We start from the raw sequence: 15,644 nt of genomic DNA, 5'->3' as shown, positions 1-15,644 counted from the left end.
GTTTAAACCACCACCAGGTTGTCGCGGTGGATCAGTTCGTGGGCTTCCACGTAACCAAGGATGGCTTCGATCTGGTGGCTTGGCTGGCCTGCTAGCTGACGGGCTTCGTCAGCGCCGTAGTTGACCAACCCCTTGGCCACGCGAGCGCCCTGCTCGTCCACACACAGCACCATGTCGCCGCGCTTGAAACTGCCCTGCACGTCACGCACGCCCACCGCCAGCAGGCTGGAGCCTTTGTCGCGCAGCACGTTGACCGCACCCGCATCCAGCACCAGCGTACCGCGCACCTGAAGCTGTCCCGCCAGCCAGCGCTTGCGCGCCGCCATCGGCGCTTGATCCGGACGCAGCAGCGTGCCGAGCGCTTCGCCCCCCATGACGCGAGTGATCACCTCCGGCTGGCGGCCGCTGGCAATCACGGTCACCGCGCCGGAGCGCGCCGCGAGCTGGGCAGCACGCACCTTGGTGCTCATCCCCCCCCGGCCCAGCGCCCCGCCGCCGCCCGCCACGGCGGCCAAGCGGGGGTCGTCAGCACGCCCCTCAGCAATCAGCGTGGCGTCAGGATTATGGCGGGGGTCGGCATCGAACAGGCCTTCCTGGTCGGTGAGCAGCAGCAGCGCATCGGCTTCCAGCAGATTCGCCACCAACGCGCCGAGGGTGTCGTTATCGCCAAAGCGGATCTCGTCGGTGACGACGGTATCGTTTTCGTTGATGACCGGCACCACGCGCATCTCGACCAGCGTGCGCAGCGCCGAGAGCGCGTTCAGGTAGCGCTTGCGGTTAGAGAGGTCGTCGTGGGTAAGCAGAATCTGCGCGGTGAGCATGCCGTGGCGCGCAAAGTGCTGCTCGTAGCACTGGGTCAGGCCATTTTGGCCCACGGCGGCGGCCGCCTGAAGCTCGTGCACGGCGCTAGGGCGCGCCTGCCAGCCTAGGCGTACCATACCGGCTGCCACTGCACCGGAGGAGACCAGCACCACCTCTTTCCCCTGCTGATGCAGGGCGGCGATTTGATCCACCCAGCCGCCGATGGCCGCTTCATCCAACCCGCGACCATCATTAGTGAGCAGCGCGCTACCAATTTTGACCACTACCCGGCGGGCGCTACTCAGCGCCTCACGGCCCGGCAACTGCTCGTTGTGTTCCACGTCGCGACTCTCCCACGCCATTGCGCTCACGCGTTTCATCCTAGCTAGTACGCCGCTGGCTTACGGGGCGTACTCCACTTCGACATCGTAATCATCGTCGTCGAAATCGTCATCGTCTTCTTCATCATCGCGCTTACGACGACGGCCAAGGCGGGCCTCGGTACGGGCCACCGACTCCTCTTCCATGCGGCGACGCATCTCCTGCTCGCGGGCATGGGCCTCTTCGTCTTCGTTTTCCAAACGCTGCTGCTCGGTGAGCCAGCGGTAAGCGGCCTGCACCAGCTTATCGGTGCCTTCACTGCTGATCGCCGAAATACGGAAGACGGGGCCATCCCAGTTCAGCGCATCAATAATCGCCTGGGCGCGCGCCTCGCGCTCCTCTTCCGGCAGCAGATCGAACTTGTTCAGCACCAGCCAGCGGGGCCGCTCGGAGAGCGCCGGAGAGAACTGGCCAAGCTCGTGAATAATCGCCTGCGCCGCTTCTACTGGGTCGGACTCATCGAACGGCGCCACATCGACCACGTGGAACAGCAGCCGCGTGCGGGTCAGGTGCTTCAAGAAGCGCAGCCCCAGGCCAGCGCCGTCGGAGGCACCTTCAATCAGCCCCGGTACGTCGGCCATTACAAAGTGCTCATGCATACCCAGCTTCACCACGCCCAGGTTCGGCACCAGCGTAGTGAACGGGTAGTTGGCCACTTTGGGCTTGGCCGCCGACACGGAACGAATCAGCGTCGACTTACCGGCGTTGGGCATGCCCAGCAGGCCCACATCCGCCATCACTTTCATTTCCAGGCGCAGGTTACGACGGTCGCCTTCGGTGCCCGGCGTGGTACGGCGCGGTGCACGGTTGGTGGAGGATTTGAAGTGAATGTTTCCCAACCCACGGCGACCGCCTTCGGCCACCAGCACGACCTGACCGATTTCCGTCACGTCGGCAATCACCTCGAGGGTGTCTTCATCGATCACCGTGGTGCCCACCGGCACTTTGACGTGCAAGTCTTCCCCGGCTTTACCGCTCATCTGGCGGCCCATACCGCCCTGCCCGTTTTCAGCTTTGTAGAAGCGCTGAAATTTGAAATCGATCAAGGTGTTGAGCGCGTCATCACCAATCAGGTAGACGCTGCCACCGTGGCCGCCATCGCCACCATCGGGGCCACCTTTGGGCACATATTTCTCGCGGCGAAAGCTCAGACAGCCATTGCCGCCTTTACCTGCCTCAACAATGATCGAGGCTTCATCGACGAACTGCATTGGATTCTCCCGGCCGCTTCCGCCGCCCTCACTGCACTATCCCCACCCGCCTCATGCGGACAAAAGGGATCAAAAAGACAAAAAAGCCCCGCCATGGCGGGGCTTTTTTTCGTCATCTTCGCACTGCGTAAGTGACACAAGAACACTTACACAAAGCAACCTAGGCTGCTTAGGCAGATACGATGCTGACGAATTTACGGTTCTTCGGACCTTTGGTCTCGAACTTCACGACGCCATCGTTCAGTGCGAACAGCGTGTAGTCACGACCAACGCCCACGCCAGTGCCGGCGTGGAAACGCGTGCCGCGCTGACGAACGATGATGTTACCAGCGGTTGCCGCTTGGCCACCGTACAGTTTCACACCAAGGCGTTTGGATTCGGAATCGCGACCGTTACGCGTGGAGCCGGCTGCCTTTTTATGTGCCATTGCAAAATCCTCCTAAAGGGAATTGGCTGCTTACGCAGAAATTCCGGTAATTTTGACTTCAGTGAACCACTGACGGTGGCCCTGACGCTTCATGTGGTGCTTCCGGCGGCGGAATTTGATGATGGTGACTTTGTCGCCACGGCCGTGGGAAACAACTTCGGCGGAAACCTTGGCACCGCTTACCAGCGGAGCACCAACGTTGACGTCGTCGCCGTCTGCAACCAGCAGCACTTCATCAAACTCAATCGTTTCGCCGGTAGCGACTTCGATTTTCTCGAGCTTGAGGGTCTGACCTTCTTGAACGCGGTACTGTTTGCCACCGCTTTTGATAACTGCGTACATGTCGCTCTCCGGACTTGTCGTTAATGCCGGTTACGCCCCGCGTAACCAACGCTCATCGCCTTCCGCTCTTATCGACCTGCTGCGAGTGGCGCCCCTTTTGGCAACCATCTGACAGGGAGCATGATGAGTGGGTCGCGGATTATAACGACTATCGCGCCTTACCACAAGGCCACCGGTACTTGTCAATCACCGGCATGCCGCCCCCATGGCGCTACGCCTTGACGCCTTACAGGCAGCCCCATAGCATGACCTCACTCTTCTTACCCGCCGCGATGAACGGAACCCATGACAGCCAACGTCTCTCCAACCCCGCCTGCCAGCCCTTCGCCCTCACCGCTGCACGCCGTGGTGGCCGATGACTTTGACGCCGTCAACCAGACGATCGTCGCTCAGCTCAACTCTAAAGTGCCGCTGGTGGAAACCATTGGCCAGTACATCATCGAAAGCGGCGGTAAGCGTCTGCGCCCGCTTCTGGTGCTGCTGGCGGCCCGTTCGTTGGGCTATGAGGGCGACAAGCACATCACCCTCGCCACGCTGATCGAGTTCATGCACACCTCCACGCTGTTGCACGACGACGTGGTGGACGAGTCGCACATGCGCCGGGGCAAGAAAACCGCTAACGACGCCTGGGGCAATGCGCCTTCGGTGCTTGTGGGCGATTTTCTCTACTCCCGCTCGTTCCAGATGATGGTCGACGTTGGCTCCATGCGTATCATGGCGATCCTTTCCGGCGCGACTTGCGTGATTGCGGAAGGCGAAGTGCTGCAGTTGACCAACATTGGCAACCCCAGCATTTCCGAGGCGGATTACTTCGAAACGATTCAGGGCAAAACCGCGATGCTGTTCGAAGCCGCCTCCCATAGCGGCGCAGTGCTCGCCGAGGCCACGCCCGAGCAGGAGCGCGCCCTGCAGCATTACGGCCGCTACCTGGGCCTGGCTTTCCAACTGATCGACGACCTGCTGGACTACCAGGGCGACGCCACGGCCATGGGCAAAAACGTTGGCGATGACTTGGCCGAAGGCAAGCCCACGCTGCCGCTGATCCACGCCATGGAGCGTGGCACCCCCGAGCAAGCCAAGCTGATTCGTCAGGTGATTCGTAAAGGCGGTCTCGAGCAGCTAGACGACGTACTCGCGATCATCCAGGCCACCGGCGCCCTCGAGTACACCCGTGCCCGGGCAGAAGAGATGGCGGACAAAGCGCTGGCTGAACTCGACGCCCTGCCAGCCAGCACCTACCGCGACAGCATGGCGCAACTCGCCCGCTTGGCCGTCGATCGCCAGGCCTAATCGCCGGGAACGGCGTCTCTGCACAAACAGCGCAAAAGGGGCTTGAAAAAAGCCCTTCGCCTGCGTATGATTCGTCCCGTTGTTGAGCACGCCTTAGCAACCTTCGGAATATAGCTCAGCTTGGTAGAGCGCTGCCTTCGGGAGGCAGAGGTCGTAGGTTCGAATCCTGCTATTCCGACCAAGAATTTAGTGAAAACGGCCACTTAGCTCCTAGAGCAAGTGGCCGTTTTTGTTTTTGCGCTGCTATTTTCCGAGCGATCAGTCCAGGTGCCACCAGCGCGGCAGCAGTGCGCGCACCTTGGCTTGAGCAAAGCGGTCATCCATCAATACCACCACTCCTTCATCGTCCGGGCTGCGGATCACTCGCCCGGCGGCTTGCACCACTTTGATCATCCCTGGAATACGATAAGTGTAGTCATCACCTTGGCCAAAACGTGTTTGCAGGCGCGCTTTTAGCGCTTCGTTGAAATCGTTAAAGGGCGGCAGGCCCAGTGTCGCCACGAAAGCGCCGATGAGCCGATCACCGGGAAGGTCGATTCCCTCCGCGAAGGCACCGCCCAGCACGGCAAAACCGATGCCTTTACCGCCGGGCGTAAAACGCGCCAAAAACGCCTCACGCTCGGCTTCCTGCATACTGCGCGTTTGCGCGAACACCGGAATCTCAGGGTGCGCCTGCTCGAACGCGTCCATCACCTGCTCTAGATAAGCAAAGCTGCTGAAAAAGGCTAAATAGTGGCCCGGCGAGCGCCGGTACTGCTCTGCCAGCGTAGCGACGATGGGAATTACCGACGCAACACGATGATGATAGCGCGTAGAAATGTCCGTACGTAGCTGCACCTCTAACTGACGGGCGACAAAGGGCGAATCCACCTCGCGCCATACGCTCTGCTCGGGCAGGCCCAGCAGGTTACGGTAGTAATGGAAAGGCGACAGCGTGGCGGAAAACAGCACCGTGCAGTGAGCGCGCTTAAAGCGCGGGGCGAGAAAGTCCGCCGGGATCACATTGCGTAACCCAAGCACCGCACTTCCCTTGCCTTGAATCTCCAAATCGCACAGCGAGTGGTCGCCGAACGATTCCGCCAGGCGGCAGAATGCAAGCGCTTCGAACAGCAGTTCCTGGAGTGCCTGATTCGCGCCGTCGGGGTGCTCCACGAGATAATCCGAGATAGCCCCGGCCAGGGTATGCAGTGCGCCCACCAGCTTGGTGGGTAGCGCTTCTAGCAAGTGGTAACGCCGTTCTGAGTGCTCGGCGGCCTCTTTATTGAGCGCCTGCCACTGCCTGCCCACGCGGGCCAGCGGCTTGGCTAAGGCGGGCGGGGAATGACGGCGCAGGAAGCTCAAACGCTGCTGGGAGAGCGCGGCGCTGTACATGCCGCGAGCACGGTCTACCAGGTTATGCGCCTCATCCACCAGCAGCCCCACTCGCCAGTCGTTGGCCTGGGCAAGCCCGTGCAGCAGCGCGTGGCTATCGAACCAGTGGTTCACATCCCCCACCGCCACATCCGCCCAGCGGGCCAGCTCCTGGTCTAAGTAGTAGGGGCAAACCTGATGCGCCAGCGCCACCTGCCGCAGCGCATCGCGCGCTAGCCAACTTTGTTCCACCGCTGCCTGGCGGGCGGCAGGCAAGCGGTCGTAAAACCCTTTTGCTAACGGGCAGGCATCACCTTGGCAGGCGGTGCCGGGGTATTCACAGGCTTTATCGCGGGCGACGAGTTCCAGCACCCTCAACGGCTGCGCGGGGGCATCTAGGCTCGCCAAGGCATCGAGCGCGAGGCGGCGGCCAGGGGTTTTCATAGTGAGAAAAGCGATGCGGTCGAGCCGCTGGCGGGGCATCGCGGAGAGCATGGGAAACAGCGTGCCCAGGGTTTTGCCAATGCCGGTGGGCGCTTGGGCCAGCAGGCAGCGCCCGGTGCTGGCGGCTTTGAACACATCTTCGGCCAACGCCCGCTGGCCTGGGCGAAAATCCACGTGGGGAAAGGTCAGCGTGGCGAGCCACGCATCGCGGCGTTCGCGGTGGGCAGCCTCCTGCTCGGCCCAGGCTAAAAAGCGCTGGCACTGGTCGGTAAAGAACGCATCAAGCTCTGTGGCACTGGCCTCCAAGGTCAGCCGCGTTTCCTGACCGCTGGCAATATCCAGGTACACCAGCGCCAGCGTGATGTGTGAAAGGCCGCGCTCGGCGCAGAGCAGCGCGCCGTATATCTTCACCTGGGCCCAGTGCAGTGCGCGCTGGTTATCCGCCATACGCGCCAGGCTGCCGCGATGGGTTTTGACCTCTTCAACGCAATTCGCCGCCACATCGAAGCCATCGGCGCGGCCCGCCACGCGTAGCCCCTGATATTCGCCGGAGAGCGGCAATTCGGCCAGGTAGCCCGCTATGTTTTCCCGCCGTTTGGCCACCAGCGCGTGGCCTTCAATGCCCTCCTGGGCGCTGGGAGCGGGGGTAAAACGGTGGTCGAGGTCGCCTTGGCGTGCGGTGAAATCGCACAGCGTACGCACTGCGACCCGATAGCGGCTCATGAAGTTGGCTGCCAGCGCACGTGGCACACCTCGACCGGCATGTCGTGGCGGCAGAAGAAATCAATCCAGCGGCGCTGGTTATCCTGCAGGCGGTCACCGGGGCCTTTCACTTCGATCATACGGTAGCAAGGCTTCCCGGCGGGCGCATCGGGCATTAGCTGGATAAGATCCGGCAGGCCTGCCCGATTGTGCTTTAGGTCACTCAGCAAGCGGATAAAGCAGGCACGTAGGTGCGCGGCGGGCAGGCAGCTAAGCGCGGCTGTTAACAGCGGTTCGCTCAAGACACCCCAGTGCACAAACGGCGAGGTAATGCCCTGCTTCGCGTGCCATGTCGCGCGCATCGTCTCGCGGTAGCGCCCGTCGTCTAGCTGTGCCAGGCAGGCGTCGATCTCGGCTTGGCGCTGACGAACGAAGTCCTCGCGGTACAAATCCGCAGGCCCACTATGAAACGGGTGAAAAAACGCCCCCGGTAGCGGTTTGAAAATCGCTGGCCAGAGCAGCAGACCAAAAAGCCCGGTGATTAGGCAGTTTTCCACATAGAACACCGGAGCACTGGCGGTGGAGAAGTGTTCGGCAACGGCGCGCTCTACCGATTGAGGGCCAGGAAGCTCCAGCACGTAGGTCGGGGCCTCGGCGGCTTTCACGGCCTGGGGGGCGGGCTGGTTCAGCTTGCGCGCCAAGCGGGGCAACAAGCGCCCCAGCGCTTGGGCTTCGCTCTCCCCCGCCTGCTCGCGCGCGGCCTGAGCGAGTTCATAAGCCTCTGAATAGCGCTTCAGGCGTTCCAACACTCGCAGCCTGCGTATGCGCGCCTCGCTGTTAGTCGATTCAGCGTAAAGCGACAGGGCCAGCTCCGTATTGCCGCTACGTTCCGCCGTTTGCCCCAGGGTTAGCAGCAGCCGCGAACGGCGTGCGTCTAGCCAGCGGTTGTTGGAGGCTGCGGGCACTTCTGTGGCCAGCTGTTCAGGCAGCTCACCGTTTTCTAGGCGTTCGCGCAGGTGGTGTAGTGCCAGGTAGGTGTCCACCTCGTCTCGATGCTGAAACGCCCGTGATTCGGCAGTCAGCGGCACCTGCTCGAAACGCTGTAAACCCAGCTCGGTGAGCACGAACTCGGCCCAGTCCTGACGCAGGTTGCCAAAGAACATCAGCCGCAGGCGGTCGCACAGTGCCATGACGTTGAGTCGCACGATGTGCGTTGTGGCGGCAGGCCACCACTGGCGCAGCGGCAGTGCAACGGTGAGCACCGGCGTTAACGCCGCCTGAAGCACTGTTTTGGTGACGTTAGACGGCAGCCCAACGGAATTCATAGAGGCTTTCAGGGCGTCGCGCAGCTCGCTTAATCGCAGCAGCCGAAACAGCTCCTCCACGCTTAACAGCGGCGCGTCATCCACCCAGCCAAGCGCCAGTAGCGGCGCCAACGCCTGATGAGTATCGCCAATTTCAGGGTAGCTAAGCTTATCCACGCGGAACAGCTCGCCTTTACGCATCACCATCCGCACTAACAGCGCTTGAGAAGCGCGGGGCAGCTGCGACCACTGCTGGAGCGTGTGATGCTCATCGGCACTGAGTAAATCTCCGTGGCGCGCCTGCACCCACGCGACCACGAAGCGAAAATTCGCTAAGTAGTAGAAAGGATCATCGAGGGAGGCGGTCGCCGGAGCGGCAGAGGCACTGTTCATGCATCCATTGTAACAGTGCAAGCAGTCGTGGGTTAACCCACGCGGTGTTGGTAAAGCACTTCCAAGGCATCGTCAGCGGCTTGCTCGTCGGCGTTCGGTGTGTCAGAGGTTGGCTCGCTCACACGCGGGGCAGGCTTCGCTTGGGCAGCTGGCCTGCGCCCGCCGACCAGCACATACCACTCCGCTTCGGTGAGATAGTGCTGGCACCAGCGGCTGAGGCCATCGGCAACGGCGTCGCGGCTGCGCTCGCCGCCTCGAAACGCGGTCGCCAGGTGAAGCAAATCCTGGCGGGCAGTGCGAGCACGGGCGTTTCCCCCGTGCACTTTGGAAAGCGGGCAGCGTCGGTCATAGGCCGCGTTGGTGAGGGCATTTAGCCAACGCTCCACTTCATGTGCCTGAATACCGCCGTAAACTGCCACGTGCCGCTCCCGCGTTGAACGATCAAATTAAAAAAGAGATAACGACCTATAGCATAGGCCAAAAAGGCATAAGACTGCCCGAATTTCGTGCAACTGTCACCTTAATGCCTTATTTCACGCCCTGCATGACCTCCTCAAACCCTTGTAAGACGTTCACCACGTTGACCCCGATATCCTCAACGGCATAGCCCCCTTCCATCAAAAACACGCAGGGTAGCCCGGCGGCGGCAAGGCGCTGCCCGAGGGCAATAAAGTCGGCGTGTTGAAAGGTAAAGGCGCTGATCGGGTCACCTTCAAAAATATCCACACCCAGCGATACCACCAGCAGCTCGCACTCTGCTCTGTGGATGTGCGCCAGCGCCTCATCCAACGCGGCCATCCACGTCGCAACGGAGGTGCCCGGCGGCAGCGGATAATTGACCGTGAAGCCTTCACCTACTCCTTCGCCGGTTTCGTCGCTGTAGCCCGAAAAGTAGGGGAAGGTCACGTCAGGGTCGCCGTGGAGCGAGGCGAACAGCACGTCGTCACGGCGATAGAAGATCTGCTGGGTGCCGTTACCGTGATGAAAATCCACATCGAGAATCGCGACACGGCGCTTGCCAGCGTCCAGCGCGCGCTGGGCAGCGATGGCGGCATTGTTAAAGAAGCAGTAGCCGCCAAACTGGTCCACCGCCGCGTGGTGGCCCGGTGGGCGGCACAGGCCGAAGGTCGGCTCGCCAGTAGCGAGGGTATGATCGATTGCCGCCAGCGCCGTATCTTTACTTGCCAAGGCAGCGGCAAAAGTGCCTTCCGTAATCGAGGTTTCAGCAGCCAGGGCGTAGTAGCCCAACTGGCCGCTCACCGATTGGGGAATACGGTCGCCGCGCATCGTTCGTGCAGGCCAAATGTTGGGAATTGCTTCCCCCGCATGGCCCGCCGCTTGCCATGCCTGCCAGCAGTTTTCCAGGAACGCGACGTACTCGGCATCGTGAACCGCCAGCACGGGCGCTAGGCCGTAATCGTTGGGCGCGCGCACCTCGAAGTCCGCTTGGCGCAGGGCTGCCAGCACCAAATCGATTCGTTCCGGGCACTCGAAGGGCGTGACCAAGGCACCATCGTGCAGCTCGCTGCGTGCTTGGCGGCGGCGACTGCCTTCGGAGAAAAACGTCAGCATCAAGGCTCCTTACTCTTCATACGTATATGGCCACTTGGCGGCCCAGCGGCGTTTTTGATCGGGTGACTGCTGCTTTAGCCGATACTCTGCTCGGCTGGCCTCAGCGCGGTCGGCAAACGGCTGCGCGCCGAGCAGGGCTAACGGCGGATTCGCTCGGGTATAACGCGCGCCTTTACCCGCCGCATGGGCGCGGTAGCGCTTGGCGAGGTTGTTGGTAATACCCACATAGGTACCCCGCTGACACTCTAGCAGGTAGAGATACCATTGGGGCGGCGAACTCTTGTCCATGATGACTCATTGGTTGACGGGCGTGGTGGCCGTTCGCTGAGCGGCCAGCAGGCGCTCGAGCTCCGCCAAGGGCATGGGCTTGGCCAACCCGAAGCCTTGGAAGCCGTCGCAGTGATAGCTTAACAGCCGCTGGTGCTGCTCGCTGGTCTCGACCCCTTCGGCCACAACGCTCAGCCCCAAATGGTGGGCCATGGAGATGATGCCTTGAACGATGGCAGCATCATCGCTGCTGTTGGTCAGCTCGTGAATGAAACTGCGGTCGATTTTCACCGTACTGATGGGCAGATGCTTCAGATAACTCAGGCTCGAGTAGCCGGTGCCAAAGTCATCGATGGAGACGCTGACCTGCATACCGCGAAGGGCATGTAGAATCTCGATGGCGGAGGCGGTGTTATCCATCAAAGTACCTTCGGTCAGTTCCAGGGAGAGCTGTTCGGCAGGCAGCCCGGTATCGGCCAGGGTTTGGCGTAGCGTGGCCAGGAAGCTGTCACGATGGAACTGTAGCGGTGACAGGTTGACAGCAACGCGCAGTGCGCCCAAGCCGCTGCGCTGTAGTGCCAGCATGTCGTGACAAGCGCGTTGCAGCACCCACTCGCTGATCGGCATGATCTGCCCGGTGGCTTCCGCTAGTGGAATGAAGCGTGCCGGCGAGACATAGCCTTTGCTGGGGTGCGGCCAGCGCAGCAGCGCCTCCACGCTGGCAATATTGCCTTGCCGATCCATCAGCGGCTGATAGTGAAGCTCGAAGCCTTGGTGGTCGATCGCTTCTTGCAGGTCATTGCGCAGGCTCACTCGCTCGCTGGCCAGCGCATTGATGTCGTGACTGAACCAAGCGTACGCGTTGCGTCCCTGCTGCTTGGCCTTGTACATGGCCATGTCCGCCTGCTGGATCAGCGTTTGCGGCTGCGGCGTGTCGGGCTGGCTCATGGCAATCCCCACGCTGGCGGTCAGGTACAGTTCATGGCCCTCCAGGCAGTAGGGTTTGGCGAGCGCGGGCAGCAAGCGCTCGACCACCTCGATGACCTGCTGCTCGTCGCCCGTATTGGTAATCAGCAGCACGAATTCATCGCCCCCCAGGCGGGCGACCGTGTCTTCCTGGCGTAGCCCGGCCCGCAGCCGCTTGGCCACTTCGATCAGTACCTGGTCGCCTACCGCATGCCCCAAGGTATCATTGATGGGCTTGAAGTCGTCTAGATCGACGAACAGTACGCTGATCCGCTCACCGCTGCCTTGGGCGGCGGCAAACTGCTTATGCAGGGTCTCTTCGAACATCATGCGGTTGGGCAGACGGGTCAGGTCGTCATGGGTGGCATGGTAAGCCAGCCGCGCTTCATAGGCTTTGTGCTGCGAAATATCGTGCTGAACGCCCACAAAGTGCGTGACCTGACCTTCGCTGTCTCGCACGGGCGCAATATAAAGATCGTTCCAGAATGGCGTGCCATCCTTACGGTAATTGCACAGCGTGACATGGGTTTCGCGCTGCGCTTGAATCCCGCGCCGTAGCTTGGTGACCATGGCGGGATCGCTCTCTGGCCCTTGCAAGAAACGGCAGTTTTGGCCAATCACGTCACTCTGGGCGTACCCCGTCATGGTGCTAAACGCTTGGTTGGCGTAGATGATGGGCAGGTCAGGCTGTCGGGCATCCGCGATCAGTACGCCGTTGACGCTCGCTTCCACGCTGCGCTCCAGGGTGCGAAGCCGCGTCTGCTGACGCCGCTTGTCGGTCACGTCCTGGGCGATACAGTAGACCCCCTCGATGTGCCCGTTGACCGTGACGGGCAGGCTGATCAGATCCAGAATGCGTTGCTGGGCCTCCCGGTCGGTCATGGTGACTTCGTAGCGGCTAATGCCTCCCTGAAGCACATACGTGAAGTGCGCTTTGATGCGCTCTCGCTCGTGGGGAGCAATGAAATCGGTGAAGTGCCGCCCCACGACCTCGTCCAACGGGTAGCCGGTCACATCGGCACAGGTGGTATTGGCGGTTTGGAAATAGCCGCGCTGATCCAGCGAAAAGACGGCGTCGGGGTGGTGCACGAACAGCGAGCGGTAGCGCTGCTCGTTCTCTTCCAACGAGTGACGCGCCGCCGCCAGCTCCCGAGTACGGGCAATGGTAGCCCCCACGACGCCCACACTAAAAGCCAGCAGCCAGCTCATCACCAAGCCACCCATGGCCACACTGATGGGCATCACCCCCAAGAGGTACCAATTATGATGCTGCCCAGGATACGCGGTCAGCATTAAGTTCACGCCGCCAGGCAAGCCGGTGAGCCGGTTGGCCAAGGCGTTCACGGGGGATTCTACGCCTTCCACGGCGAAGCCCGAGGGGTGCAACATCATCAGCAGCTGCTCGCCTCGGCTCACGCCTACCTGAAACGGCCCCAGCGCCAGGCTTAACTCATGGTTGAGCAGCGCGCTCAAATCGATGGCCGCCAGCAGCTGCTGTGCTCGGTTGGGCACGGGAAGCGCCATCAGCATCATGCTGCGCTGCTCGCCATCGGGCATCAGCAGCCGCGGACGATCAAAGGGCACCGCCAGCCACGCCTGTACGCTGGGTTTGGCTAATTGTTCTACCAACCAACCATCGCGCCCCTGCTGACGCCCCTGGCGCCAGATCAGCCCCCCTTGAGCATCGATCAGGGCGATGGCATTCAAACTCAGGGTATCGCGGAAATAGCTCTGGGCATCTTGTTGGAGCAGTGTCGTGCGCTGCTCGTCAGGCAAACTCCCCAGGCGCTCTGCCATACGGTGCATGAGCTGCAGACGCTCTGACATGGCCTGCTCCGCGTTGAGCTGCACGTTATCCAGCAGATAACTGGCTTGCAACTCGATGGTCGAACGCTGGTTCATGCTCAGCAGTAACCACGCGAGACTACTCACCAACACGCCCGCCAACCCCACCATGACCGTGAGCTTACCAGGGCTCAGCCGCTCGGCGCGATGTCGCCAGCCCGCGACCAGCAGCGCGGCTCCCAGCAGCACGATGAAGACCAGCACCGCAATGGGCGATGAGCTGAACAGCGGCCGATCCTCTGCATCGCTCATCCATAGCCGCGCCACCACCCAACCGCCGAACAGCAGTAGCCCGACCCCAGACGCTCGCCAGCAGACTCGGCGCCAGTGGCTGCCCACGCCGACCCACAGACACGCGGTCATCCAGCCGAGCATCAGCACCGCTAGGGTGGTCATGCGCTCGTCCTGAGTCACCAGTGACGTTGCGACGCCACCATCCACCACGTTATGTAGCAGCGTATAGAGCAGCAGCACAGCCAGCACGGCGGCGCTCAGTTGTCGCAGCCAAGCCAACTGACAGAGCGTTGCCAGCAAACTCACCCCTATCAGAAACGTGGCCAGCGACGCATCGGGGACCAGCAGAGGGCCGAGCAGTGTTTCAGGCAGCACCAGCCCGACTAGCAGGCCAGCACTTCCCATCAGCAGCAGCGTGGCCGAGACGATTAAGAGCAGCGTTTCGGCTGCAAGATCACGGGTATTTAGCGGCACGCGGCCTCTCCTCTGCGTTCTGTGGCCTCAAGGCTAGCGCTCAAACGCCATGGTATCGGCCAATCGCTGCAGCTGGTCGTACTGGGCATCGAGATAGCGGCCATACGCTTCGCGGGGCATGAAATCGACGTGGGAGCCGTGGGTATGCTGCAGCGATTCCACCAGCGCAGGCTGTTGAAGGGCTTCCTCGAAGGCCTGGGCCAAACGCTCCAGACGCTCCGGCGGCGTATTCAGCGGCGCAAAAAGGCCGCGATCCGTCGTATTGACCAGCGCGATACCCTGCTCGATCAATGTCGGCACCTCCGGCAGCGCCGCGAGCCGCGTGTCACTGGCCACGCCCAGCGGCACCAGCGCACCACTCGCGAACAGCCCCCCGGCGGAGGGCAGGTTCAGCATGGCCACGTCCAATTCGCCGCCCAGTAGCGCCACGACCTGAGCCCCCGTATCGGGGTAGCGCACGAACTGGATGTCGTCCGGCGAGATGTCCGTCTGCTCGAAAAAGTGCAACCAAAAGAAGTGATCGGTCGAGTTGGGAATGATGCCCACCAACAGCTCACCGGGATGCTGCTCGACGAACGCTGCGATCTCGCTGGCCGTGGTGAGTGTATGGCCGGACACGGTGGCGGGAATGTTCACGGTGCGAGTCAGCAGGGCAATGGGGGCAAACGCATCGTGGGAGTAGTCGGACAGTCCGGCGATATAGGCCAAGTCGATGGTTTGATGGCTGCCCAACAGCGTGAGGCCATTCGGGGCGGCTTGCTTCACGAACTGCGAGCCAAGCGTGGCACCGTTGCCCGGCATGTTCATCGTGATGATCGATGTCCCCAAATAGGTCTGCGCTTGCTCGGCAATGACCCGAAATAGAATATCGGTCGCGCCGCCCTGCCCAAAGGGCACCACCAAGTTGATGTCCGATGTTGAGAAAGCGTTCGTGCGGGGCGCCTCCTCGGCGGTGGCTTGAGGCACCCCAATAAGGGCGGCCAGCAGCAGTGTCCCCATGAGGAATAGCGACGTGACCGTGTGGCGATGAACGCCCATGTGCCGCCGTACGGTTTTCAGTGCGTTAGTCGACCCAACGATCATGGCGTTTCATGCCTCACACGACTTAGCAGTGATGTGCTTATGCTTTGCAACATACCTTTAATTTACGCCCGCTACCACAGGGGCAAGGCGCATTGCGACCCGGCTTTAAACGCGCCACGCTGGGCGTACCGTCGACGTACCACCAGCGCCCCGCTTCCTTCACGAACCGCGAGACCTCCTCTAACACATGCCAGCCACTGGGCTCGCGAAACGTGGCGCGAAAGTGCACCGTTCCCTGGTCATCTTGTGCGCTAGGCGCCTCGACAATCACCAGCGACAGCCACTGTGTATCGGGGTCGGGCGGTAGCTGATGGGGACGCGTCGTGGCGTGCCACGTTGCCAGCAGATAGTCACGCTGATTCAACGCGAACGCCGCGTAACGTGAACGCATCAGCGCTTCTGGCGTGGGTGGCAGTGCCCCTTGGTGGTAGGGCTGGCAGCAGCCGTTAAACGGAAGACCGCTACCGCAGGGGCAACTTTCAGGCTGTGAGTGAGTCATAGCTGTGGCTCTGGCTTATGCATTTTGCGGGCGCTGTAGATGTTTTGTTTCGGTATTAG

At 61.6% G+C, this 15,644-nt stretch carries 13 protein-coding genes and 1 tRNA gene; 2 read left to right on the top strand and 12 right to left on the bottom strand.

Annotated elements, in window-relative coordinates; all coding sequences use genetic code 11:
- Positions 1–2: 2 nt before the first annotated feature.
- From proB to rplU, 4 genes are all read right to left on the bottom strand, one after another.
- A complete protein-coding gene (gene proB, locus AB6K10_RS05030; RefSeq protein WP_254436476.1) occupies positions 3–1,163 on the bottom strand; it encodes a glutamate 5-kinase in 1,161 nt (386 codons plus the stop codon).
- A gap of 39 nt (positions 1,164–1,202) precedes the next feature.
- A complete protein-coding gene (cgtA, locus tag AB6K10_RS05025; RefSeq protein WP_159340707.1) occupies positions 1,203–2,393 on the bottom strand; it encodes an Obg family GTPase CgtA in 1,191 nt (396 codons plus the stop codon).
- A gap of 169 nt (positions 2,394–2,562) precedes the next feature.
- Positions 2,563–2,820 carry a 50S ribosomal protein L27 gene (gene rpmA / locus AB6K10_RS05020; protein WP_139527922.1) on the bottom strand — a complete coding sequence of 86 codons (258 nt, stop codon included), beginning with the start codon at positions 2,818–2,820 and terminating at the stop codon, positions 2,563–2,565.
- A 30-nt stretch (positions 2,821–2,850) separates the two neighbouring features.
- Positions 2,851–3,162: a 50S ribosomal protein L21 gene (rplU, locus tag AB6K10_RS05015; protein WP_139527921.1), complete on the bottom strand. Its 312-nt coding sequence runs from the start codon at positions 3,160–3,162 to the stop codon at positions 2,851–2,853.
- Between the two features lie 285 nt (positions 3,163–3,447).
- On the opposite strand from rplU, the gene ispB reads away from it, so the two are divergent.
- Both ispB and AB6K10_RS05005 read left to right on the top strand, forming a co-directional pair.
- Positions 3,448–4,452 (top strand): octaprenyl diphosphate synthase, encoded by a 1,005-nt coding sequence (gene ispB / locus AB6K10_RS05010; RefSeq protein ID WP_339118106.1) that lies wholly within the window; start codon positions 3,448–3,450, stop codon positions 4,450–4,452.
- A gap of 104 nt (positions 4,453–4,556) precedes the next feature.
- Positions 4,557–4,633: transfer RNA gene (locus tag AB6K10_RS05005), tRNA-Pro, on the top strand.
- A 77-nt stretch (positions 4,634–4,710) separates the two neighbouring features.
- Here AB6K10_RS05005 and AB6K10_RS05000 read toward each other — a convergent pair.
- From AB6K10_RS05000 to AB6K10_RS04965, 8 genes are all read right to left on the bottom strand, one after another.
- Complete coding sequence (locus AB6K10_RS05000) at positions 4,711–6,969, bottom strand: ATP-dependent DNA helicase (protein WP_339119596.1); 2,259 nt, start codon at positions 6,967–6,969, stop codon at positions 4,711–4,713.
- On the bottom strand, positions 6,966–8,645 hold the full coding sequence (locus AB6K10_RS04995; RefSeq protein WP_339118105.1) for a VRR-NUC domain-containing protein: 1,680 nt from the start codon (positions 8,643–8,645) through the stop codon (positions 6,966–6,968). The genes AB6K10_RS05000 and AB6K10_RS04995 overlap by 4 nt, the downstream gene beginning before the upstream one ends.
- 32 nt (positions 8,646–8,677) lie before the next feature.
- Entirely contained in the window at positions 8,678–9,064 is a 387-nt protein-coding gene (locus tag AB6K10_RS04990; RefSeq protein WP_285264197.1) for a hypothetical protein, read from the bottom strand.
- Positions 9,065–9,173: 109 nt separating this feature from the next.
- Positions 9,174–10,217 (bottom strand): histone deacetylase family protein, encoded by a 1,044-nt coding sequence (locus AB6K10_RS04985; protein ID WP_339118104.1) that lies wholly within the window; start codon positions 10,215–10,217, stop codon positions 9,174–9,176.
- Positions 10,218–10,226: 9 nt separating this feature from the next.
- A complete protein-coding gene (locus AB6K10_RS04980; RefSeq protein ID WP_159340702.1) occupies positions 10,227–10,505 on the bottom strand; it encodes a GIY-YIG nuclease family protein in 279 nt (92 codons plus the stop codon).
- A 6-nt stretch (positions 10,506–10,511) separates the two neighbouring features.
- A complete protein-coding gene (locus tag AB6K10_RS04975) occupies positions 10,512–14,003 on the bottom strand; it encodes an EAL domain-containing protein (protein ID WP_339118103.1) in 3,492 nt (1,163 codons plus the stop codon).
- A 33-nt stretch (positions 14,004–14,036) separates the two neighbouring features.
- A complete protein-coding gene (locus tag AB6K10_RS04970) occupies positions 14,037–15,086 on the bottom strand; it encodes a tripartite tricarboxylate transporter substrate binding protein (protein ID WP_339118102.1) in 1,050 nt (349 codons plus the stop codon).
- A 37-nt stretch (positions 15,087–15,123) separates the two neighbouring features.
- Positions 15,124–15,585, bottom strand: coding sequence for a YchJ family protein (locus AB6K10_RS04965; protein ID WP_159340700.1), 462 nt, complete (start codon positions 15,583–15,585; stop codon positions 15,124–15,126).
- Between the last annotated feature and the right edge of the window lie 59 nt (positions 15,586–15,644).

The sequence above is a fragment of the Halomonas sp. BMC6 genome (assembly GCF_964204995.1).
In the GTDB taxonomy this organism is placed as follows: Bacteria; Pseudomonadota; Gammaproteobacteria; order Pseudomonadales; family Halomonadaceae; genus Vreelandella.
Note: the sequence above shows the minus strand (reverse complement) of the source record. Positions and strands in the feature narration are given on the sequence as shown.